This is a genomic window from Halorussus salinus, from assembly GCF_004765815.2.
GTDB classification, from domain to species: Archaea; Halobacteriota; Halobacteria; order Halobacteriales; family Haladaptataceae; genus Halorussus; species Halorussus salinus.
Map to the genome: position 1 here is coordinate 40,639 of NZ_ML974128.1, position 20,243 is coordinate 60,881.

The 20,243-nt window shown below is 66.2% G+C and carries 23 protein-coding genes; 8 read left to right on the forward strand and 15 right to left on the reverse strand.

The features are described 5' to 3' along the window. Positions 1-3: 3 nt before the first annotated feature. From cmk to EPL00_RS08240, 4 genes are all read right to left on the reverse strand, one after another. Complete coding sequence (cmk, locus tag EPL00_RS08225; RefSeq protein WP_135853159.1) at positions 4-579, reverse strand: (d)CMP kinase; 576 nt, start codon at positions 577-579, stop codon at positions 4-6. A gap of 203 nt (positions 580-782) precedes the next feature. After that, positions 783-1,700: a DUF106 domain-containing protein gene (locus EPL00_RS08230; protein ID WP_135853158.1), complete on the reverse strand. Its 918-nt coding sequence runs from the start codon at positions 1,698-1,700 to the stop codon at positions 783-785. A gap of 240 nt (positions 1,701-1,940) precedes the next feature. Further along, positions 1,941-2,282 carry a hypothetical protein gene (locus tag EPL00_RS08235; protein ID WP_135853157.1) on the reverse strand — a complete coding sequence of 114 codons (342 nt, stop codon included), beginning with the start codon at positions 2,280-2,282 and terminating at the stop codon, positions 1,941-1,943. 64 nt (positions 2,283-2,346) lie between these two features. Next, complete coding sequence (locus EPL00_RS08240) at positions 2,347-2,655, reverse strand: hypothetical protein (protein WP_135853156.1); 309 nt, start codon at positions 2,653-2,655, stop codon at positions 2,347-2,349. Between EPL00_RS08240 and EPL00_RS08245 the strand changes: the two genes are divergently transcribed. Then, positions 2,646-3,536 (forward strand): hypothetical protein, encoded by an 891-nt coding sequence (locus tag EPL00_RS08245; protein WP_135853155.1) that lies wholly within the window; start codon positions 2,646-2,648, stop codon positions 3,534-3,536. The two genes, EPL00_RS08240 and EPL00_RS08245, sit on opposite strands and share 10 nt — an antisense overlap. An 89-nt stretch (positions 3,537-3,625) precedes the next feature. Here EPL00_RS08245 and EPL00_RS08250 read toward each other — a convergent pair whose 3' ends face one another. Then, on the reverse strand, positions 3,626-4,270 hold the full coding sequence (locus tag EPL00_RS08250; protein WP_135853154.1) for an adenylate kinase: 645 nt from the start codon (positions 4,268-4,270) through the stop codon (positions 3,626-3,628). Between the two features lie 132 nt (positions 4,271-4,402). On the opposite strand from EPL00_RS08250, the gene EPL00_RS08255 reads away from it, so the two are divergent. Together EPL00_RS08255 and ric are read left to right on the forward strand one after the other, a co-directional pair. Further along, entirely contained in the window at positions 4,403-5,293 is an 891-nt protein-coding gene (locus EPL00_RS08255; protein ID WP_135853153.1) for a homoserine kinase, read from the forward strand. A gap of 178 nt (positions 5,294-5,471) precedes the next feature. Further along, on the forward strand, positions 5,472-6,179 hold the full coding sequence (gene ric / locus EPL00_RS08260) for an iron-sulfur cluster repair di-iron protein (protein WP_135853152.1): 708 nt from the start codon (positions 5,472-5,474) through the stop codon (positions 6,177-6,179). A gap of 52 nt (positions 6,180-6,231) precedes the next feature. Here ric and pdxS read toward each other — a convergent pair whose 3' ends face one another. Beyond that, positions 6,232-7,140 carry a pyridoxal 5'-phosphate synthase lyase subunit PdxS gene (gene pdxS, locus EPL00_RS08265; protein ID WP_135853151.1) on the reverse strand — a complete coding sequence of 303 codons (909 nt, stop codon included), beginning with the start codon at positions 7,138-7,140 and terminating at the stop codon, positions 6,232-6,234. Between the two features lie 175 nt (positions 7,141-7,315). Here pdxS and EPL00_RS08270 point away from each other — a divergent pair, with 175 nt between their 5' ends. Beyond that, positions 7,316-8,026 carry a DUF1405 domain-containing protein gene (locus EPL00_RS08270; RefSeq protein ID WP_135853150.1) on the forward strand — a complete coding sequence of 237 codons (711 nt, stop codon included), beginning with the start codon at positions 7,316-7,318 and terminating at the stop codon, positions 8,024-8,026. Positions 8,027-8,098: 72 nt separating this feature from the next. On the opposite strand, the gene EPL00_RS08275 is transcribed toward EPL00_RS08270, so the two are convergent. Further along, positions 8,099-8,995: an HFX_2341 family transcriptional regulator gene (locus EPL00_RS08275; RefSeq protein ID WP_135853149.1), complete on the reverse strand. Its 897-nt coding sequence runs from the start codon at positions 8,993-8,995 to the stop codon at positions 8,099-8,101. An 88-nt stretch (positions 8,996-9,083) separates the two neighbouring features. Then, positions 9,084-9,830, reverse strand: a complete 747-nt coding sequence (locus EPL00_RS08280) for a hypothetical protein (RefSeq protein WP_135853148.1) — start codon at positions 9,828-9,830, stop codon at positions 9,084-9,086. A 129-nt stretch (positions 9,831-9,959) separates the two neighbouring features. Here EPL00_RS08280 and EPL00_RS08285 point away from each other — a divergent pair, with 129 nt between their 5' ends. Further along, the gene (locus tag EPL00_RS08285; protein ID WP_135853147.1) at positions 9,960-10,409 is read left to right on the forward strand and encodes a DUF2240 family protein; all 450 of its coding nucleotides are present in this window, start codon (positions 9,960-9,962) and stop codon (positions 10,407-10,409) included. Positions 10,410-10,712: 303 nt separating this feature from the next. Here EPL00_RS08285 and EPL00_RS08290 read toward each other — a convergent pair whose 3' ends face one another. Further along, entirely contained in the window at positions 10,713-10,901 is a 189-nt protein-coding gene (locus EPL00_RS08290) for a hypothetical protein (RefSeq protein ID WP_135853146.1), read from the reverse strand. Between EPL00_RS08290 and EPL00_RS08295 the strand changes: the two genes are divergently transcribed. After that, complete coding sequence (locus EPL00_RS08295) at positions 10,900-11,268, forward strand: hypothetical protein (RefSeq protein ID WP_135853145.1); 369 nt, start codon at positions 10,900-10,902, stop codon at positions 11,266-11,268. The two genes, EPL00_RS08290 and EPL00_RS08295, sit on opposite strands and share 2 nt — an antisense overlap. On the opposite strand, the gene EPL00_RS08300 is transcribed toward EPL00_RS08295, so the two are convergent. Beyond that, positions 11,263-11,919: an HAD family hydrolase gene (locus tag EPL00_RS08300; RefSeq protein ID WP_135853144.1), complete on the reverse strand. Its 657-nt coding sequence runs from the start codon at positions 11,917-11,919 to the stop codon at positions 11,263-11,265. The genes EPL00_RS08295 and EPL00_RS08300 overlap by 6 nt on opposite strands. 586 nt (positions 11,920-12,505) lie before the next feature. Between EPL00_RS08300 and pyrF the strand changes: the two genes are divergently transcribed. Continuing rightward, positions 12,506-13,414 (forward strand): orotidine-5'-phosphate decarboxylase, encoded by a 909-nt coding sequence (gene pyrF / locus EPL00_RS08305; protein ID WP_135853143.1) that lies wholly within the window; start codon positions 12,506-12,508, stop codon positions 13,412-13,414. Between the two features lie 43 nt (positions 13,415-13,457). Here pyrF and EPL00_RS08310 read toward each other — a convergent pair whose 3' ends face one another. From EPL00_RS08310 to EPL00_RS08320, 3 genes are all read right to left on the reverse strand, one after another. Then, entirely contained in the window at positions 13,458-13,664 is a 207-nt protein-coding gene (locus tag EPL00_RS08310; protein ID WP_135853142.1) for a hypothetical protein, read from the reverse strand. A gap of 421 nt (positions 13,665-14,085) precedes the next feature. Beyond that, the gene (mptA, locus tag EPL00_RS08315) at positions 14,086-15,015 is read right to left on the reverse strand and encodes a GTP cyclohydrolase MptA (protein ID WP_135853141.1); all 930 of its coding nucleotides are present in this window, start codon (positions 15,013-15,015) and stop codon (positions 14,086-14,088) included. 76 nt (positions 15,016-15,091) lie between these two features. Continuing rightward, positions 15,092-15,913: an NAD(+)/NADH kinase gene (locus EPL00_RS08320; RefSeq protein ID WP_135853140.1), complete on the reverse strand. Its 822-nt coding sequence runs from the start codon at positions 15,911-15,913 to the stop codon at positions 15,092-15,094. 60 nt (positions 15,914-15,973) lie between these two features. On the opposite strand from EPL00_RS08320, the gene EPL00_RS08325 reads away from it, so the two are divergent. After that, positions 15,974-17,509 carry a KaiC domain-containing protein gene (locus tag EPL00_RS08325; protein ID WP_135853139.1) on the forward strand — a complete coding sequence of 512 codons (1,536 nt, stop codon included), beginning with the start codon at positions 15,974-15,976 and terminating at the stop codon, positions 17,507-17,509. 177 nt (positions 17,510-17,686) lie between these two features. Here EPL00_RS08325 and EPL00_RS08330 read toward each other — a convergent pair whose 3' ends face one another. Together EPL00_RS08330 and EPL00_RS08335 are read right to left on the reverse strand one after the other, a co-directional pair. Beyond that, positions 17,687-18,115, reverse strand: a complete 429-nt coding sequence (locus EPL00_RS08330; RefSeq protein WP_135853138.1) for a universal stress protein — start codon at positions 18,113-18,115, stop codon at positions 17,687-17,689. Positions 18,116-18,198: 83 nt separating this feature from the next. After that, positions 18,199-20,160: an ATP-binding protein gene (locus tag EPL00_RS08335; RefSeq protein ID WP_135853137.1), complete on the reverse strand. Its 1,962-nt coding sequence runs from the start codon at positions 20,158-20,160 to the stop codon at positions 18,199-18,201. Between the last annotated feature and the right edge of the window lie 83 nt (positions 20,161-20,243).

The following is a 20,243-nucleotide window of genomic DNA, read 5'->3' on the forward strand; positions in this document are numbered from 1 at the left end:
GGGTCAGAAGTCGTAGTTCGCGTCCACGGGGTACTTGCCTTCGTCGGTCTCGGGGTCGTACTCGTCGATTGCGGTCACGAGCATGTCCAGCACCGCGGGAGCGTTCCACCGCGCGGTGTTGACCGAGAGGTCGTAGATGGTGAGGTCGGTGATGTCGATGCCGTAGTACTCCCGGTAGCGCTCGGCCTCGCTCCCCTGTCGGGCCGCGGTCTCCTCGCGGGTCTCCTCGACGGCCTTCTCCTCGCGGTCGGCGATGCGCTCGGCGCGAACGTCGAGGGGCGCGTCGAGCCAGATGCGGAAGTCGGCGTGGTCGCCCGCCAGCCACCCGGCGAGGCGGGATTCGAGGACTACGTCGTCGCGCTCGGCCGCGATTTGCTGGAGGCGACGGTCCAAGTCGCGGTCTATCTGGTCGTCCTCCTCGGCGAGTTTGTTGAACTCCAGCGTCGTGTAGTCGCGCTCGTCGGCCAACTCGCGGAAGATGTCTCCGCCGCTGATGTGGTCGTAGCCGAGCGTGTCCGCCAACTCCGAGGCGGTCGTACTCTTGCCGCTACCCGGTGGTCCGGAGACGGTAATTAGCATATCTCCACTCGGAGTGGAGGTATGAAAGAGGTTTTGAACTTCGCTGGCGGCTTGCGGACGACAGTTCTGAAGCTAGTGTCTTCGACAAATTCTGAGCGACGAGAAGAACGCGCACTGATGGAAAACGAACGCGAGCCGACCGACGGAACTGCCCGGCAAAAAACGACCGCGAAGATGGAATCCCGACCCTTCCGACAACCGCCTTACGTCGGCGTGGTCTGGATGTTCAGCGACTTCCGGATGAGCTGGGTCAGGCTCATCGAGCAGAGGAAGTACCAGATGATCCACATCTGCATCGGGCCGAGGACCTTCGCCCGCCACGTCGCCTCGCCGATGAGCGGCGCGACGATTCGGGTCTCGCCAGCCGCGACGTGGCCGTCGAGGACCATCCAGTATATCCAGAGGAAGACGGGGATGGTGACGAACATCGTCCAGACCATCGGGCGGAACTGCTCTTTGAACATGCCCAACTGGTCGCCCATCGCGTCCATCTGCTCCTCGCGAATCTCCTCGAGCGCCTCGTCGTCGCCGCGCTCGCGAGCGTCCTTGCGCTTGTCCTGAATCTTCTTCATGCGCTCCTGATAGGCGCTCATCTTGTCCATGTCCATCAGGTTCGCTTGCAGGAGGGTGCTGAACAGGCCGGTCAGGAGCGCGACGACCAACACGACGACGTAGAAGGGCAACACGCTATCGACGGGACCGATGAATATCTCGACCGTACTCCCCACGACGTTGCGCACCGGCTGTTGAGAGTAGCCGAGGAACAACCCGCCAGCGCCGACCGCGGCGAGTTTGTCCCACGTGGTCCACGACGACTCCTCGGAATCGACATCCGCGTCGTCGCCGTCCGTGGTCGGCGTCTGGGTCGTACTCGGTACGTCGTCGTCCAACGCCGTCTCGACGGCGTCGGGGTCGGCGAGTCGGAACTCGTCGCCGACGCTCTCCAACACGTCCTTTTCGATGAGTCGGCCCCACTGCCCGCTGGTGAGGGCGTCGTTAACGTCGGCCCACTCGATTCGTTCGGAGCCGCCGTCGGTGCGGTCGTAGACGACCGCTAGGGCGTCGGCCATCGCCGAATCGTCGGCGATGAGCGACTCGATTTTGTCCGCGGTCCGTGCCATTGTGACAGATTTGGAATCCCCCGGTTAATCAAGTTTCGCTCTCGTGCGCACGGAGCGAGGAGTACGAGGAGTTTCCGGTGGGTCGCTCGTCGCCGCGGACGAGGAGGGCCACGGGTCGTCTCCGGCACCGACCGTACGCGGCCAGAGGAACTAAATAGGGACTCTCGGACCGTTTCGTATGGACCGCCGAAGAGTTCTTGCCGTGGCCAGCACGGCCGTGCTGCCGTCACTCGCGGGGTGTCAAGTGTTCGGCGGAGGGCTCGACACCGAACCGGCCGCCTTCGGCGACGTTTCGCTCTCGGGACCGAGCGAGGTCGGCGTCGGCGAGGAGTTCTCGCTGTCGGTCGCGGCGAGGAACGCGGGCGGCGAGGCGGGGACGTTCACCGGCACGCTGACCCGCGACGACGGCGACCCGGCTGATAGCGATTCGACGGACGACAACTCCAACCACCCCGCCCCGGACGACACCGAGATTCGAATCTCGAACGTGGCGGCCTCCGAGTCCCGGAGCGTCGAGGTCGGCCCCTTCTCGCTGTCGCACGCTGGCCACCACCAGTTCCGACTCGCCGGGCGCGACGCCACCCACACCGTCTCGGCCGCGACGCAGGCGCTCCCCGGCGGCCAGCGGTTCGCCTTCGCCGACGGATTAGCGGTGTCGGTCGCCGCTCCGACCTACCACCGCGCGCTGTTCGTGGACGGGCCGGACGGTCGGGGCCTCCTCGTCGCGGGCGAGACGCGGGACGAAGACGCCGAGAGCGAAGACGCCGAGAGCGAGGGCGACGAGGAGTCGATTCTCGCCGTCGTCGAAGTCTGGATGGAGAACCGGACCGACGCGCCGATGCCGACCGGCCCGTCGTCGTTCGACGTGCCCGGCGGCGGGGTCGTCGCCACGCTCGACGGCGCGGCGGACGGTCTCGCGTCGCTGGACGGTATCGAGGGCGACACGTGGGCGCACGCGACAGCGAGAGCAGTTCGGCAGGCGACGCCGAGAGCGGTGCGACAGACGACGGCGAGGACGGTACGGAGAACGAGGGCAAGAACGGGGCCTCCGACTCCGTGCCGGAGGTCCGCTGGCAGTTCGAGTCGGCCGACCTCCCGGCGTTCTCGGTCGCCGACCTCTCGGTTCCGACCGAGACCGAACTCGGGACGACGCTCTCGGCGAGCGCGACCGTCGGGAACTCGGGGGCGGCGTCGGGCACCTACCGCGGCGTCTTCGAGCGCCGGTCCGCCGACGAGACCGCGTGGCAGGCGCGCGAGACCGTCGAACTGGAACTCGCGCGCGGCGAGCGCCGGACGTGGACGACCGAGTGGACGCCCCCGGAAGCGGGCCGGGCGGAGTACCGCCTCCGGCCGAAAAGTGCCGTCGAGACCGCGAGCGTCCTCGCGGCCGAGCGCGGCCTCGGCGAGACGTTCACGACGCCCGACGGCGCGGCGCTCCGCGTCACCGTCGGGACCGACCGGTTCGACGGCTTGCTGGGGTCGTACATCTACGACGACGGCGCGAGCGAGACGTACCGCGCGCCGACGAGCAAGACGTTCGCGTTCGTCCGCGTCGAGGCGAGGAACGCGACCGACGAGCCGATTTCGCTCCCCGGTCCCGCTCGGTTCTCGGTCGCGGTGGACGACGAGTCGTACCGGGTTTTCCACCAGTCCTCGGCGGGGACGACCTTCGGGTCGCCGGTCGATGGCCCGTTCTACGCGCCGACTGGCGAGTACGACGCCGAGGCGACGACGTGGGGTTGGTTGGTGTTTCAGGTCCCGGCGGAGACGACGGTCGGCGACCTCGCGGTGCGCTGGTCGCCCTCCGATGACGTGGGTGCGACGTGGCGGCGGTGAGTCGTCCGGTGGGGAAATACCACTTTCAAAGCGTCGAAGATGGCCGAAAAGAGCGGCGTCGTCTCCGAATCGGCACGGACGAGCAGGAGTCAGGCGTTCGCTTCGATGGCGTCCTGCACGTCGTCCCAGACCTCGTCGGGGGTCTGCTCGCCGTCGATGCGGACCAGTCGGCCCTCGTCGTCGTAGAACTGGACGACTGGCTGGGTGTTCTCGTCGTAGACCCGGATGCGCTCGCGGGCGGTCTCCTCGGTGTCGTCCTCGCGCTGGTAGAGGTCGCCGCCGCACTCGTCGCAGACGCCTTCCTCCTCGGGCGGGTTGAAATCGACGTGGTAGGTCGCGCCGCACTCCTCGCAGACGCGGCGGCCGGTTAGTCGGTCCACCAGTACGTCCTCGTCCACGTCGAGGTAGAGGACGGCGTCGAGGTCGGTCATCTCCGAGAGGGTTTCGGCCTGTTCGAGGTTCCGGGGGTAGCCGTCGAGGACGTAGCCGTCGGCCTCCGACAGCGCCTTCTCGACGATTTCGTTGACGACCACGTCGGGGACGAGTTCGCCTTGGTCCATGTACTCGCCCGGCGTGTCGTATTCGAGGTCGAGATGGCCGATGTCCATCCCCTTGTTGGCGCGAAGCGCGTCGCCCGTCGTGACGTGTTCGACGCCGAACTCCGAGACGATGCGGTCGCTTTGGGTCCCTTTGCCTGCGCCCGGTGCGCCCAGTATCAGAATGTGCGGGTCCATGTGTCTGAAGTTGCGTCGCCCACATATAAAGGTCTTAAAGAAGCGGAACAAGGGATGCGGTGAGTGAACAGTTGACAGCAAATGTCGCGCGCCCCGGCAGGTTTTTGATTTGGCCCTGATTACTCACGGGACATGCTCACGGTGCGGGCCCCGGCGACGAGTGCGAACCTCGGCAGTGGCTTCGACGTGTTCGGGGCGGCGCTGGGCCACCCCGCGGACGTGGTGCGCGTCGAGCGCGCCGACGAGACGACCATCTCCGTGACCGGCGCGGGTGCGGAGTACGTCCCGACCGACCCCGCCGAGAACACGGCGGGCGTGGTCGCCCGCGAACTCGACGCGCCCGCCCACATCCGAATCGACAAGGGCGTCAGGCCGTCGTCTGGACTGGGTTCGTCGGCCGCCAGCGCGGCGGGCGCGGCGGTCGCGCTCAACGAACTCTACGACCGCGGCCTCTCGCGCGAGGAGCTAGTGTGGCTGGCCGCGGAGGGCGAAGCCGTCGTCTCGGGCGACGCCCACGCGGACAACGTCGCGCCCTCGATTCTCGGTGGGTTCACCGTCGTCACCGACGGCGGCGTCACGACCATCGACGCCGACCTGCCGGTCGTGGTCTGTCTGCCCGACATCGTGGTCTCGACCCGCGACGCCCGCGGCGTCGTCCCCGAGACGGTCGAGATGGACCAACTGGTCGAGACGGTCGGCAACGCCTCGACGCTGGTCGCTGGCATGGCCCGCGACGACCCGGAACTGGTCGGGAGGGGGCTGACCGACCCGGTGGTGACGCCCGCCCGCGCCGAACTCGTGGACGGCTACGACGCCGTTACCGAGGCGGCCCGCGAAGCGGGCGCGACCGGGGTCACGATTTCGGGCGCGGGTCCCGGCGTCTTGGCGGTGTGTCGCCACCGCGGCCAGCGCCGGGACGTGGCCGCCGCGATGGTCGGAGCCTTCGAGGAGACCGGGGTGGACGCCCGAGCGTATCAGACCGAACTCGGCGCGGGCGCGACGTTCTGTCGGGACGACTGCTGACGAGTTCCGTCGGCTATTCGCTCGCTCGCTCGTGGTAGCCGCGCCGACGAGAGCGACCGCCTCGGTTCCGGCGGCCGCCGTGGCCACCGCGTCCGACGGGGAATATATTCGGGAGAGAGCGCATGGTCGCGCCGCTGCTCGGTTCGAACAGACGCAGTACCCACTGCTCCGAACCACCATGACAGAGACCATCGACCCCGCGACCAGTCTCGGACAGCTCGTCAGGGAGAACCCCGAGTTCGCGTCCGTCTTCGAATCGCTCGGCATCGACTACTGCTGTGGCGGCGACACACCGTTAGAGCGAGCCTGCGAGGAGACCGACCTCGAACTCCGGTCGGTCCTCGACCGGTTGGCCGACGCCGAGTCAGCCGGGTCAGACGGGACGGGCGCGTCCGCGGAGTCGCTGTCGGAACTCGTCGACGACGTGGTCGAGACCCACCACGACTACCTCCGGTCGGAACTCCCGTCGCTCGAACGCGTCGTCCGGAAGGTCGCCCGCGTCCACGGCGACTCCCACCCCGAACTCCACGAAGTCGAATCGGAGTTCCTCGACCTCAAGGACGAGGTCACCCACCACATCGAGGACGAAGAGGAGAACGTCTTTCCCGAACTTCTGACCCTCGACGGCGAGACCCCGCCCGCGGACGCCGACGAGGAGGCCATCCGGGAGGCCATCGACCACCTCGAATCGGAACACGACGCCGCGGCGTCCAGTCTCGAACGGATTCGAGACCTGACCGACGGCTACGAGATTCCCGACGACGCCTGCACGAGCTACCGGAACATGCTCGACCGCCTCCAGATGCTCGAAAAAGACATGCACCAGCACGTCCACAAGGAGAACAACGTGCTGTTCCCCGAAGCCGAGGAGCGACTCGCCGCGTAGCCTCCTCGTCACGACGCGCCGGAAGCGGTTCAGTTCCGCCGTCCGATTCCGGTCAGTTTCCGCGACCCTGCAACTGCTCTTCTTCCGGCAGGTCGGCGTTGGCCTCGCCCTTCATGCCCGAACCGATGTCCTTGCTGATGGACGCCAGCCGCTCGGGGTCGTCCCAGTTGTTCGTCGCCTCCACGATGGCGTCGGCCATCTCCTCGGGGTCCTCGGCACCGAAGATACCCGACCCGACGAAGATGCCGTCACAGCCGTGGTGCATCATCAGCGCGGCGTCGGCGGGCGTGGCGATACCGCCCGCCGCGAAGTTGACGACCGGCAGGCGACCCTCGTCGGCCGTCTCGTGGACGAGGTCCGCGGGGGCCTCGATGTCGCGGGCGAAGGCCTCGCGCTCTTCCTTCGTCATGCCCTCTATCTTGCGAATCGCGCCCTTGATGTTGCGCTGGTGGTGGACCGCTTGGTTCACGTCGCCGGTCCCGGCTTCGCCCTTCGTCCGAATCATCGCCGCGCCCTCCTCGATGCGGCGCAGGGCCTCGCCGAGGTTGCGGGCACCGCAGACGAAGGGACTCGTGAACTCGCGCTTGTCGATGTGGTAGCGGTCGTCGGCGGGCGTCAGTACCTCCGACTCGTCGATCATGTCCACGCCGACCGCTTCCAGAATCTGGGCCTCCTTCGTGTGGCCGATTCGGGACTTGCCCATCACCGGGATGGACACCTCGTCGATTATCTCCTCTACGTCCGCGGGGTCGGCCATCCGCGCGACGCCGCCGCGCTTGCGGATGTCGGCCGGGACGGCTTCGAGCGCCATCACCGCGACCGCACCCGCGTCCTCGGCGATGCGGGCCTGCTCGCGGTTCACCACGTCCATGATGACCCCGCCCTTCTGCATCCGCGCGAATCCGCGCTTGACGAGTTCGCTGCCTCGCTTTAGCTCCTCGATGTCGGTTTCTTCGGCCATGTCTGGAGACTCAGGACGCGACGGGTTAATTTGTACCGATTACCCACGGGGTTCTGATGTCCCCACGCGGTTCTGGTGGTCCACCCACGCGGTTCTGGTGTCCTCCTCACGGAGTTCCCGGCGTCCGACGGCCGATACCGCCAAAGCTTTGCGCCGGAAGTGAGACGGGTCGGGTATGCTTCCCGACCGCGCCGACCTCCCGCGCTACCTCGCTCCGTTACCGGAGTCCGTAGAGGACTTCGCGTTACGGTATGCGTGGGTCATCGTCGCGGTCAACCTCGCCGGGACCGCCTTCGGCTTCTGGTACTACGGCTTCCACCCCCTGCCGCTCGACGGCCCGCTCATCACGTGGCAGTTCGCCGCCGAACCGCCCGTCATGTGGCCGTTCGTCCCCGACAGCCCGGTGGCGACGTTCTTCATCGCGGCCAGCCTCGCGCTCTGGAAACTCGGGCGGAACTCCGAGGTCGTCAACGCCTTGGCCTTCTTCGGCTGTCTCAAACTCGGCCTCTGGACACCGTTCACGCTGTTGGCGTTCATGGATGGCTTCTCGTACAACTCCGTGCTGATGTACAACTTCCTGTTCTGGAGTCACCTCGGGATGGTCGCCGAGGCGTTCCTGATTCACCGCTACAGCGACTTCCCGGTCGGTGCCGTCCTCGTCGCGGTGGTCTGGTACGGCTTCAACGACGTGGTGGACTACTTCCTCCCCATCGTCGGCACGCCCCACCATACCACGCTGCCGGGCCAAGAACTGCTGGAGACCGGTTTCATGTCCCATCCCTCGCCGACCCACGAAATCGCCGCGGCCGGTGCGGTCGTGATTACGTACGCCGCGATTTTCCTGTCGCTGGCGACGCGGGTGAAGAAGCTAGAAGTCGGCCGGTAATCAGTTCGTTTCGGCGTCTTTCAGAGTCTCGGCTCCCAGTTTCACCGCTTACTTTCCGGAGACGCCTCCGTTTCACTCCGGCGTCTCCCCGTTCGCGTGCGCTCGGACCCACAACTCCCCGATTCTGGACAGGCGCGTCCGGTAGGACTTTCCATGCTCTTCCTGCTCGATGTAGCCCTTCCCGCCGGGACCGAGCCTATCGACGTTGTAGATGACCTTCGACCGGAAGCTGTCGGTGTACTCCTCGTCGAGTTCGCTCGCGAGGGCGTCGGCGAGTTCCGACACCGACTCGAACTCGCCCTCCTCGCCGAGTTTGAACAGGATGACCTCCTCGAAGGGCTTGACGTTCGAGAACGAAGCGACGGGCAACTCCACGATGTGGCCGCCCCGAATCTCCTTCGCGCCGATGGTGGTGCCCCGCTCGTCGAACTCCGCGAGGAGGTCCCGCGCGCTGTCGAGGCGGTCGGTCACCCGGTCGTCCTCGACGCCTTCTTCGAGGTCTTCGAGGAGGTCCATCTGGCGGCGCAACTCCTCGGCGAGTTCGGTTTCGAGGTACTTCTCCGGGGCGGTGTAGTAGGTGTGAATCTTCTCGCGGTCCTCCTCGCGCTCGACCATCACGGAGTGGGCCGCCGTCGCGAAGGCGAAGCTGACAGTCCGGGGCATCGAGGAGATGTTCACCCAGACCTCCCGACCCTCGTCCAGTTCGGCGTTGATGAGGTCGTAGGCCTGCTCGAAGGCGGCGTCGTAGTCGTACACGTCGGCGACGACCACGCGCTCGGTGGTCGCGCCCAGTAGATTCCGGAAGTCCTGTTCGAGTTTTTGCGAGAGGTTCCGGGAGTACTCGACGTTGGCCTCGCTCCCGACCGCGCCCTCCAGCAGGATGACGCGGTCCACGTCCAACTGGTCGCGCACGAGCGGCGCGATGAGCCGGTCGTAGTCGAAGCCGACCGGGACGATGTGGGTCTGCATGTTCGATAGTTAGGTGGGACGTTTATTAATGTCTTCAAGTGAGATATTGACTGTTCTTTTCCCTGCAAATTCGTTTTAGAACCGCTTCCTAATCCGTGTACTTGGATTGGAGGTTTTGCAAATAGTCCCGACCTCCCTCTACTATGTCAGCCGCTATAATTATAGTTAAGGTAGAGAATAGATGTACAAGTATAATGCCAAAAGTAAGTATTAGTAGATTCCCATCTGCTGCTTCGACCACGGATTCACCACTATTTGATTCTGATGCTTTAATCCACAGAAACCCAATAATAACGCCAAAGTGAGGGGCGTAATAAATAATCTGCTCTAAAACCCACCAGCCCTCATATTGCCTATAGTCTTCGTCTATGAACATTCCGACGGAGTAAAAAATCCCTATCGCAATAGATGTAAAGAAAGCTAGTGTCGGGTTGATCGAAGGCGCATAGAAAACTAAAGCATTGTAGATGGCGAATAACAAACCCGAAAGGGACAACGCAAAGAGAATATAAGTCGCTGTAAGGAATGGAGATTCGATTTTTAAAGCTTGAGATGCTTCATCTACTGCTTGATTAATAATTACGAGCCCTACAATCACGAATATTACCAAACTACTCACAAGGCCTACTTCAATCTCACTTGTTGGCACATCTTTGAATTGTAGAAAATAGAAAGTTACTGCAGCAAAAACACCGATAATTGTAAATAATTCACTGTTCTCTTTTAGAAACAAATTCAGGGATCGGGGATTTTGGTGGCTCTCTTGGGATACGTCTGATTCCTTCACCTGCTTTGAATACTCATCCCACTGCTTTTCCCATTCTCGTTCATCCATATTCTTCACGTATAAGCTATCTCATAAATATTCACCTCTACTCAACCGATATCTGAGAACAGGGTCATTTGATCACTCTCGCAGAGAACCGCCACCTTTACCCACCACTCCCGCACCACTCACACCCGAATGAGTCTCCGAAGCGCCGTCGCCGCTCCGTTCCAGCAGAAGGGCCGCGAGTCGATGCCCGAGAGCGAGTTCGTCGTCGCACTGTCGCTGGACCGGGACTGGTTCTCGCCTGACCAAGCCGAGCGGCTCATCGACGTGGCGACCGGACAGGGCCTTCTGGACCGCGAGGAGGGCGAGGTCGTCGCGGCGTTCGACCCGAGCGAGGTCGAGATACCCGAGGAGTTCGTCCCCGACGAGTCCATCCTGCAGGAGCAGTCCACCTTCGAGAAGCTCCTCGACAAGGTGGTCTCGGCCGGGACCGACAAGCAGACCGCGGTGGCCGAAATCAACGAGTTGCAGGGGCGACTCGGCGTGACCATCGAGGCCGCCGCGGTGGTGTACGCCCGGCGGCGCGGCGTGGACGCCAGCGCGGAGGCCGCCGAGGCGCGCGAGGAGTTGCGAGGCGACTGAGAAGCGCAGGTGGTTTTCGGACGGCGGGTCTCGACACGAACTGGAACAGCGGTGCAATCGTCCACGGAGTCGTCAGAAACAGGTGCAATCGTCGGGAGTCGTCGGAAACAGGCTTTAGAAGCCCCCGCCCGCTCGCGGTCGCCCTGCGACATCTCCGACGGACGTAGTTGCGTCGGAGAGGGGTCGCAGAGGCGACTGTCATGAACGCGAGCGGGCGGCCCCTTCATCCACCCAGACGGGAGTTAGTGAGGGCCACGTCCTCCCCAACCGACTGCGTTACTCACTCCGCTTCGCTCCGTTGCGTTACTCATCCCTCGCGCGAACTGGCGCGGCCACTCGCAGGCCGCGCCAGCGCGCGCCGAGCGTGTGCCGGTGGTCTGTGTCACCGGGCGTGTACCGGTGGTCCGTGTCGCCAGCGCGCTCCATCTCCGACCGATTCGACGCGACCGAAAGCCGAAGGCTGATTCGCTCGCGGTGCGAGGCTTCGGGCATGGTCGAGGACCGAACTACCGACGGCAAGCGCATCGCCCAACTGCTCTCCTCGGAGGTGTCGAGCCGCGAGGACTCTGGACTCGACGGGCTGGAAGTCGTCAACGCCGACGCCGACGTGGAGCCGTCGGCCGAGGGCGAACTGGCCTACGAGATAGCTCGCGGCGAGGAGATTCTGGCCGACGTGTACGTCCACGACGACCGCGCCCGTGTCGAGTTCCGCGAGCGAGCGGACGCCGCGGCCGAGACCGCCGAGGAGGTCGGCCTGCGCGTGCGACCCAAAGCGACCCGGCCGCCCCGGACGCTCGTGTTCGTGGAAGACGGCGCGGAGGTCAAGCGCGCGACGGACGTGTTCGTCGCGGTGCTATAGGGTTTTCAGGAGTCCGGGGAGTTCGGCGGCCAGCGAGTCGCGCTCGACGTGCGCGTCGGCATCGGGATGCGGGTCCGGGCCGCCCTCGAAGACGACCTGAATCGCGCGGAGTCCGGCGTTGCGCGCGCCCTCCACGTCGGCCTCGGGGTCGTCGCCGACGTAGACTGCGTTCTCGGGGGCGACGCCGAGGTCCGAGAGGACCGCCCGAAACGCGCGCTCGTCGGGCTTTCCGGCGTCGAGGTCGCCCGTGACGACCACCGCGTCGAAGTTGTCCACCCAGTCGAAGCGGTCGAGTTTGCTCGTCTGGGCGTCCGTGGGACCGTTGGTGAGCAGGCCGAGCGCGTACTCCTCGCGGAGGTCCGCGAGCAGGCCCGCCACGCCCTCGACCGCGATGAGCGAGTCGGCGACCTTCTCGCGGTAGGCCGCGGCGAGTTCCTCGGGGTCCGTCTCGCTGTCCTCGGGGAGGATGTCGGCGAAGATGGGCGTGCGGTCCGGACTGTCGAGGTGCCGGGAGTGGGCTTCGAGGTACTCCTCGCGCGAGAGGTCGGGCGCGCCGACCGCCGCGGTGGCGTCGTCCAACACGGCCTGCCGGGGCCGGTCGGGAACCGTCAGCGTGTAGTCGAAGTCGAAGACGACGGCTGAGAGTGTCACGGGCCGGTCTACTCGGGACACCCCCTTGAGGGCTACGGGAGCGACCGAGCAACGCGGGCGCTCGGAATCTGTTCCCCTCTCTTCTTTTCGGTCGCTCGGACCCTCCTCGTCTTGTCGTCTCCGTCGCTTGGCCTGTCCTCGTCTTCTCCTCTCCGTCGCTCAAACCGTCCTGTCGCCTTTCCGGCGCGTGCGGGCGCGACCCTTCGTGGTCGCGCCCATCCGCGCGAGGGACGAGCGAACGAAGTGCCCGAAGGGTACGAGTGAGCGAGGAGGTTGGGGAGGTGTGAGGCCCGCGGTCGCGGTGCGGTGCCGTGCGGTTGCGGTGCGGGGCGGTCAACTCCGTGGTGTCGGCATCAGTGCGGTTCGCGGTCGCGGTGCTGTTCGCAGTCGCGGTGCTGTTCGCAGTCGCGGTCTCGTCGTTCGCAGTCACTCGCTTCGCGTCGCCATCGAACCGGACAGACAGATAGCTGAACAAGAAAGCAACCAAAACCATCGCCAAAAGATTCTACATCCACTGAAAGAAAATACGAAACCACTTCCACCGCGCAAGGACAAGAGCCATGTCGGACCCACCGCAACCGCCGGTATGACCTGCTTCGACCGCCTTCGCGAGCGAATCCGGCGGACTGAGAGCCTGCTGGCGGTGGGGCTGAACCCCGACCGCTCGCGGCTCCCCGACGACTGCCGGGCGTACGACTACCCCCGGCGGGCGTTCGCGCGCCGCATCGTGGACGCGACCCACGAGGAGGTCGCGGCCTACTCGGTCAGTCCGGCCGCCTACGCCGACCGGGACGGCTGGACCGCGCTGGCCGAGACCGTCGCCTACGCGCAGGGTCGGGGCGTGCCGGTCCTCCTCGACGGCAAGTACGCCGACCTGCCGAGTTCGGACCACCCGACCGCACGGGCGGACCTCCTCGGCCGCGCGGACGCCGTCACGGTCTCGCCATACTGCGGTCGCGCGGCCGTCCAGTCGGCGCTCGACGCCGACTGCGGCGTCTTCGCGGTCTGCCGGACGCCCAACCCCGGCGCGGCCGACCTTCAGGACCGCGAAGTTGCGACCGAGGGAGGCGACGGGGAAATCGAGGATAGCGACGACGAGGAGGCTCCCGAACCCACGGTCGCCGACCGCGTGGCGGACCTCGCGGTGTCGTGGGCCGCGGAGACCTCGACGGGCGACGCCGCGTCGTCCGACTTGCGGGGCGACGTGGGCCTGCTGGTCGGCGGGTCGAGTGACGTTCTCGAACGCCTCCGCGAGCGCGCACCGGACCTGCCCTTCTTCGCGGTCGGCGGGGCGCGCAACGACCCCGAAGTCGCCGCTCACGTCGCGCCAGAGGAGGGACCGTCGGCAGGCGTCGGACTGGTCGAAGCGACTCGGGAAGTCCTCTACGCGGGCGAGACCGCCGGGCGAGGGCGGCGTCGCGGGCAGGACGACTACGCCGCGGCGGCGGGGCAAGCGGCGCGACGGCTCGCGAGGCAACTGAACCGGAAGCGATGACCGCGACTCCCGCTCGGACGTTCGGCCCGCAGACGTTCGGCGCTCAGAACCGCATCACTTCGTCGTCGTCGAGGTCGTCGGGCTGGACCTGCCCCTCGTCGCGCCCGCCACGCTGGATGGTCGCGGCGCACTGCGCGCAGAGGGCGTTCTCCTCGTCCCAGTGGTTCTCGCAGGCGAGCGTCCCGCAGTTGGGACACGAGTGTTCGGCTTCGTTCTGCTCGCAGATTTGACAGAGGCCAGTGACACTCATGGGGTTCTCACTCGATTTGGCTACGGTTTCGAGGCGTATGAGTGTGTGGGAGAATCAGTCATGGTTCGGGAGGAGGTTGTTCAGGAGGAGAGCCGCCGGAAGCGGTAGTTGGAGTGCGAGCGGTTCTCCGGGACCACACAACTGCGTCCAACCGCGCTGTAGCCGACGACGAGGAGTCACCGCAACGCACGGCACCGCGCCGTGACCGCGCCGCGACCGCACCGCGCCGCGACCGCACCGCGACCGCGCCCCGAACCTCCCCGCGTGCGAACGCGGCCGCGCAGTACCGCGAGCGCGGCCGCGTTCACGGCGCGTCCCGTGGTCGGTGCAATCGAGCGCACTCCGCGGTTCGGGCCAGTAGCGCGTCCGATATCGGAGAGAACCGCGAGTGAGACGCCGAGGAGAAAAGCCGGTCCCGCAGTCAGTCGTCGGTCAACTCGTCGCGGAGCGTCGCCACCTCGGCCACGCGTTCGGCGTGGGCGTTGTGCTGGTGGATGGACTCGTCGTTGCTCTGTTTCATCGTCACCACGGCGTCGTCGGGCAGGTCCGGGAACTCGCTCACGACGCCCTCGGCCATGTCGCGCACGCAGTCCTCCACGAACTTCGCGTTCGCGTGGGCCTCGAAGGTCATGTGGTCCTCGTCGGGGCGCTTGGCGAGGTTGTAGATGCGGGCGCTCATCGAGTCCCGCGCCACCTCGATGATGTCCGCGAGGTTCGCCTCGGGCGCGCCCTCGCTCTCGACGGTCAGGGTCGCGTGGCCGCGCTGGGAGTGGCCCGCCTGCGGGACCTCCTGCAAGAACTCCCGGACCTCTTCTTCGCCGACGCCGAGGTCTTCCAACTTTTCGCGGGCGGTCTGGCCCATCATGCCCTGCGAGCAGGGACAGACCGTCATGCCGGTGACGCGAGCGCCGATCTCCTCGCGGGTGCCCTCGTCGGTCGCGGTGGCGCTGGCGATGATGTCGGCAGTCGCCTGCGTCGGTCGGTCGCTCTCGGGCGTCCGGTCCTTTATCATGTACTCGGCTTCCATCTGGACCTCGGCCTTCGAGGTGTAGTCGTGTTTCTCCAGCAGTCGCTCGGCGGCCTCGCCGCACACGTCCTCGACGCGGTAGGTGGGTTCGCTCACCGCGTCCTCCAGAATCTCGTCGACGACCTCCATGTTGCGACTCATGTCTGCGCCCTTCCGCCAACTGGGCAGGTCCACCATCACTTCGAACTCCGCGGTCAACACGATGGGCCGCTTGTCGGGGCGGGCGAGTTCGACTAGCTTCTTGACGCCCGTCACGCCGACTCGGTTCAGCCCGACGGTCACGTCGGGTTCCGAGGCCTGCACGTCCGGCAGTTGCTCGTCCATTATCCCATCCTAGCGAATCCCTCGGATTAGGACTTTCCTTTCCGGAAAGGCTCGGCGAGGAGGTCGGACGGCTCTCTCAGTCGAGTTTCCCGAGCGCCTCGAAGAAGTCGCTGGACGGTTCGGCGATGCGGGTCGGTTCCGGGTCCGCACGAACCCGCACCGTCTCGGGCATCTCGAACTGCTTGCGGGTGCTGTCGGCGCTCACGTAGCCGACCGCCGCGCCCGTCGCTCGAATCTCGACCGCGCTGTCGCTGGGTATCACGAGCGGCGGCATCGACTCGGCGGCACACATCTCCGTAACGACCAGCGCGTCGGTGTCGGGATGGACCAGCGGCCCGCCCTCGCTCAGGTTGTACGCGGTGCTTCCGGTCGGCGTCGAGACCAACACGCCGTCGCCGTGCCCGGCGTTGAACACGCGGTCGTCCACCCGGACTTCGTAGTCGAGGCCCTCGCCGTGGCCGCGCTGGGGTCCCTGCACGACGATTTCGTTCAGCGCGGGGTGGACCGACCAGTCGCCCTCGCCCTCGGCCCGCAGTCGGGGCACCTCCCGCGAGGGAATCGTGTCGGTTTCGCGGTACCCGGCGACGACGGCCTCGACGGTCTCGACCGCGTCGTCCGGCCGGACCCCGTTCAGGAACCCGACCTCGCCCAAGTTCACGCCCAGAATCGGCGTCGGTCCCGCCCCGCGGGCCGCGAACAGGAAGGTGCCGTCGCCGCCGATGGAGACCACGAGGTCGCAGTCGTGCATCTCCTCGACGGGCGACCCCTCGCGGTCCAACCGCTCGGCGGTCGCGTCGTCCAGCCGAATCGACACCTCGTCCGGTAGCGTGTTGCGTATCTCCTCGGCCAGCAGGGCGGCCCGCGAGTTGCCCTTCTGGGCGACGATGCCGACTCTCATCAGTGGCAGTTGCGCCCCGCCCGTAAAAAGTCCGCCGACGCGACGCCGAGAAACATTGAAATGCGGCCGGTCCGAGGTGTCGGGCATGCGACGCGCTCGACCCACGAGGAGGTGCCCCACGTGACCGACGAGGACGACTGGTTCGAGCGCGCACTCCGCGAAGAGGACGCCGACGCCGAGGACGACCGAGAGAGCGACGCCACCGACGAGGCCCCCGACACCGACGCCCCCGAAACCGACGCCGACGACGCGCCTGCCGAGACCGCCGACTCGGCTGACCGGCCGAGCGACTTCGCAGAGACATCCGGATTCGACGCGGACGCCGACTCACCGGGGTTCAGCGCGGACGAGAACGACGCTCCCGAGACGAGCGCGGACGACGGCGACGCGCCCGACTTCGGGATGGGTGGCGGTGACACGGACGCTGATTTCGGAACAGGTGAAGACGACACGGGCGCTGGCTTCGGAACCGGCGAGGAGGGCACCGACGCCGACTTCGGGATGGGAGGAGACGACGCGGACGAGTCTCCCGACTCCCAGACCGCCGTGAGCGAGTCCGCCAGCGGCGGGTTCGCCGATGCCGACCCCTACGACGCCGACGACGAGGACGAGGGCCTCTTCGACGAGGACTTCGCCAGCGCGTTCGAGAGCGCGCCCGGTGGCGGTCCGGGTGGCGGTGGCGGCGGGGGTGCTGGCAGTGGCGGCGGGGGTGCTGGCAGTGGCGGCGGTGGCGGGGCTGGCGACGCTGGTTTCGGCGCGACCGAGAGCGAGTCGGGCGGCTTCGGTGGCGGCGGTGGCGGCGAGTTCGGCATGGGCGGTGGCGGCGGATTCGGCGGCGGCGGTGGCGGCGAACCCTTCGAGGACGAGGCGTTCGACGACGAGGAGTTCGAGTCGTCGATTCCGCGCATCGACCTCGGCATCGACGGTCTCGACAGCATGATTCAGGGCGGCGTCCCCGAGCGGTCGCTCGTCACGACCATCGGGTCGGCCGGGACCGGCAAGACCACGTTCGGTCTCCAGTTCCTCCACGAAGCCCTCGAACAGGGCGAGAACGCGGTGTTCATCACGCTCGAAGAGAGCCACGACCGCATCGTCAACACCGCGACCGAGAAGGGCTGGGACTTCGAGACGTACGAAGACGAGGGCAGTCTCGCGGTCATCGACTTGGACCCCATCGAGATGGCCAACAGCCTGACCTCCATCCGCAACGACCTGCCGCGACTCATCGAGGACTTCGGCGCGACCCGCCTCGTGCTGGACTCGGTGTCCCTGCTGGAGATGATGTACGACGACCAATCGACCCGCCGAAACGAGGTCTACGACTTCACCAAGAGCCTGAAGGAGGCCGGAGTCACCACGATGCTCACCAGCGAGGCCAGCGAGGACACGGCCTACGCCTCCCGGCACGGCATCATCGAGTATCTGGTGGACGCGGTGTTCGTCCTGCGCTACATCCGGAGTTCCGACGACTTCCGCGAGACGCGACTCGCGGTCGAGATTCAGAAGATTCGGGACGCGAACCACTCCCGCGAGATAAAGCCCTACTCGATTACGAACGAGGGTATCAGCGTCTACCGGCAGGCGAATATCTTCTAAGCGACCTTTTTTCTTCGTCGGGTGTCCTCGCTCGCTCCCTTCGGTCGCTCGCTGTGGGTACCGCTCCTCGAAAAAACGTCGATGAAAAAAAGGGCCGCTCGCTCACTACGTTCGCTCGCGGTACGACTGCTGGAACTCGACGTGGAACGACGAGTCCACGCTCGATTGCTCGCCGACTCAGCGTACGACCGTCACCGGCATCGAGGCGCGCCGGACGACGGTCTCGGCGACGCTCCCGAGGAGGATGCGCGAGACGCCCGAGCGCCCGTGGCTCCCCATCACGATTTGGTCGAAGCCCTCGTCGTCGGCGAACTCCACGATGGTCTGGGCCGGGCGGCCCATCTCGGTCGCCGAGTCGAGGGTCGCGCCGTACTCGTCGGCGACCTTCTGGGCCTCCTCGAACAGCGCCTCGGCGCTCTCCTTCTCGTTTTCGTACCACTCCTCGGAGCCACCGGGGAGACCCACCGGAGCGGTGTAGCCCGCGTCGATGGGGTCGATGACGTGGAGCAGGGTGATGTCCTCCTCGGCGAACTCCTCGAGTGCGTAGTCGAGCGCGTCGTTCGACTGGGGCGACCCGTCGATGGGAACGAGAATTTGCTTCGTCATGTGAGAGGATACGGCGACGACTCGTTTAACCTTTCAGGCAATTCCCGAACTGTGAGAACTCCCCGCCGCGGTGGCGACCCGGACTACTCCCGACCGTGTTTGGTCACGCACTTCGAGAGACCGATAATCTCGACCGGCTCGGAGTTGTCCGGCGAGTAGACGACCATCTGGCCCTTCTCCATGTAGGGCACCTTCCCCTCCAGATTCGCCGGGATGTTGACGCTCTTGATGGCCTCCTCGTCGCCCAAGTTCAGGACGACCGTCGTGTTTATCTGCTTGAAGACGGCCTCGTGGATGTCCTGAGGGTCTTGGGTGATGAGGAACAGGCCCAATCGCTCCTTGCGGCCCTGCTTGGCGGCCTCGGTGAACTTCCCGATGACCTTCCGGGCCTGCACGCTGTCGGCGTCGGTCAGGAAGTTGTGGGCCTCGTCCATCCCGACGACCAGCGGCGTCTCCTTCACGCGGTCGTAGCGCGGCGAGTTCGACAGTTTCTCGTCCACCAGCAGGCTGGCGAGCGCGAGGACGACGACCTCCGTGGCCCGCGAGTCGTTGACGTGGTAGGTCGGGACCACGGTCAACTGGCCGGGCGTGACGAACGACCGAATCTGGTCGGTGATGGGCCGGGCGTCTTGGTCGAACACGTCGGTAAACGCCGAGCCGATGACACGGCGCTTGACCGCGTCGTAGGTGGCTTCGTGGACCCGACCCGACTCGTCGAGTTCCTCCCGCAAGGCGGGGTCGTCGATGTAGTCCACGAACTCCCGGTAGGTCCCCGAGTCGCCGAACTGGTCGAAAAACCGCTTGATGAGCATCGTCAGCGCGTTGTACTGGTTGTCGTTGAGGCTCGCGCCCGCGACCAGCCACGGTCGATTCCGGACCATCGAGAACGGAATCGTGAACTCCACCTGCTCGGCGCGGTGGTGGTCGGCGGCGTAGGAGCTGTTCCCGACCTTCGGCACGAACGCCACGGTGTCGTCGTGGCCGCCGTGGGCGACGTTCTCGGCCTCCCACGTGCGCTCGTCGGCGCGGGTCACGTCGGGGTTGTCGTCGTGCATCTGGGCGTACTCGTCTTGGGGGTCGAACTGCACGACCGCGGCGCGTCGCTCCGCGCCGTCCTCCATCTCGTAGCGTCGCTCGTCGGCGAGGAACTGCCGGAGGACGTTCTTCGCGCCGTGGGTCTTCCCCGAACCGGTCCCGCCCGCGACCAGCGTGTGCCGGAAGACCAGCGGGTCGCCGTCGGCGTAGTCGTCCTTGAGCCGATAGTCGATGGTCGGGGGTTCCGCGGCGGTCTGGACTTTCTCACCGCCGACCGAGAGGTGCCCGAGGAACACGCCGTCCTCGGGCATCTTCAGCCCGGTCTTGATCTCGGCCTTGTCGCTGGCCTCGCGGACGACAGACTTGGGCTTGGGCACGCGGTCGGTCATCCGACGCTTGAGGTCGGCGTCCGCGCCGTCTCGTCTCTCGCCGCCTCCGCCGTCCTCGTACAGGATGGCGACCGGTTCGAGGTCCGCCATCAGCTTGTAGTCGGTCTCCTCGATGTCGTCGCGGCGCATCGCGCGCTTCGAGTGAATCTCGGTCGCGTCGTCCACGCGGTACTCCTGTCGGTATTCGAGCGCGGCGACGCGCGCGAACAACTTCTCGCCGTCGGGGTAGGGCACGAGGAGGTACTTGCCGACCCGGACCTCCTCGCGGTTGTCGGCGGTGACGTAGGCTTGGAGGTGGGTCTCGTCCTCGTCCTCGCCGATTCGGAGGCCCTCGGCCGCCGAGAGCGTCCCGATGCCGGTGTCGGTACCCCGCGGGTCGGTGGACACGGCGTCGAATCGGTCGTCGTCGCGCGTGGCTCCGCTCGACGTGCCGGTCTCGAAGTCGCCCACGTCGAAGTCGTCGTCCGGGCTGTCGCGGTCGGCATCGCCCGAAGTGTCGCCGTCGGCGGTGGAGCTATCGGAGGAGTTCGCGTCGAAGTCGCCGGTCTCGGAGGGACTCGACTCGGCGCTCGCCGAGTCGTCGTCTTCGTTGGACCTGCTGAAGTCGCCGAGGTCGGTCATCGTTTCCCGGCAATGGGCGCATGGGACAAACAGGTTTCCCTCCGGCGCGGGTCCTTCCCGCCTACACGCGTCCGGTCTCCGGC

What these genes read in the sequence shown, in the direction of transcription:
- cmk (WP_135853159.1), bottom strand. Translation starts at nt 579, where the DNA reads ATGCTAATTACCGTCTCCGGACCACCGGGTAGCGGCAAGAGTACGACC.
- EPL00_RS08230 (WP_135853158.1), bottom strand. Translation starts at nt 1,700, where the DNA reads ATGGCACGGACCGCGGACAAAATCGAGTCGCTCATCGCCGACGATTCG.
- EPL00_RS08250 (WP_135853154.1), bottom strand. Translation starts at nt 4,270, where the DNA reads ATGGACCCGCACATTCTGATACTGGGCGCACCGGGCGCAGGCAAAGGG.
- EPL00_RS08255 (WP_135853153.1), top strand. Translation starts at nt 4,403, where the DNA reads ATGCTCACGGTGCGGGCCCCGGCGACGAGTGCGAACCTCGGCAGTGGC.
- ric (WP_135853152.1), top strand. Translation starts at nt 5,472, where the DNA reads ATGACAGAGACCATCGACCCCGCGACCAGTCTCGGACAGCTCGTCAGG.
- pdxS (WP_135853151.1), bottom strand. Translation starts at nt 7,140, where the DNA reads ATGGCCGAAGAAACCGACATCGAGGAGCTAAAGCGAGGCAGCGAACTC.
- EPL00_RS08270 (WP_135853150.1), top strand. Translation starts at nt 7,316, where the DNA reads ATGCTTCCCGACCGCGCCGACCTCCCGCGCTACCTCGCTCCGTTACCG.
- EPL00_RS08275 (WP_135853149.1), bottom strand. Translation starts at nt 8,995, where the DNA reads ATGCAGACCCACATCGTCCCGGTCGGCTTCGACTACGACCGGCTCATC.
- EPL00_RS08280 (WP_135853148.1), bottom strand. Translation starts at nt 9,830, where the DNA reads ATGGATGAACGAGAATGGGAAAAGCAGTGGGATGAGTATTCAAAGCAG.
- EPL00_RS08285 (WP_135853147.1), top strand. Translation starts at nt 9,960, where the DNA reads ATGAGTCTCCGAAGCGCCGTCGCCGCTCCGTTCCAGCAGAAGGGCCGC.
- EPL00_RS08295 (WP_135853145.1), top strand. Translation starts at nt 10,900, where the DNA reads ATGGTCGAGGACCGAACTACCGACGGCAAGCGCATCGCCCAACTGCTC.
- EPL00_RS08290 (WP_135853146.1), bottom strand. Translation starts at nt 10,901, where the DNA reads ATGCCCGAAGCCTCGCACCGCGAGCGAATCAGCCTTCGGCTTTCGGTC.
- pyrF (WP_135853143.1), top strand. Translation starts at nt 12,506, where the DNA reads ATGACCTGCTTCGACCGCCTTCGCGAGCGAATCCGGCGGACTGAGAGC.
- EPL00_RS08310 (WP_135853142.1), bottom strand. Translation starts at nt 13,664, where the DNA reads ATGAGTGTCACTGGCCTCTGTCAAATCTGCGAGCAGAACGAAGCCGAA.
- mptA (WP_135853141.1), bottom strand. Translation starts at nt 15,015, where the DNA reads ATGGACGAGCAACTGCCGGACGTGCAGGCCTCGGAACCCGACGTGACC.
- EPL00_RS08320 (WP_135853140.1), bottom strand. Translation starts at nt 15,913, where the DNA reads ATGAGAGTCGGCATCGTCGCCCAGAAGGGCAACTCGCGGGCCGCCCTG.
- EPL00_RS08325 (WP_135853139.1), top strand. Translation starts at nt 15,974, where the DNA reads ATGCGGCCGGTCCGAGGTGTCGGGCATGCGACGCGCTCGACCCACGAG.
- EPL00_RS08330 (WP_135853138.1), bottom strand. Translation starts at nt 18,115, where the DNA reads ATGACGAAGCAAATTCTCGTTCCCATCGACGGGTCGCCCCAGTCGAAC.
- EPL00_RS08335 (WP_135853137.1), bottom strand. Translation starts at nt 20,160, where the DNA reads ATGACCGACCTCGGCGACTTCAGCAGGTCCAACGAAGACGACGACTCG.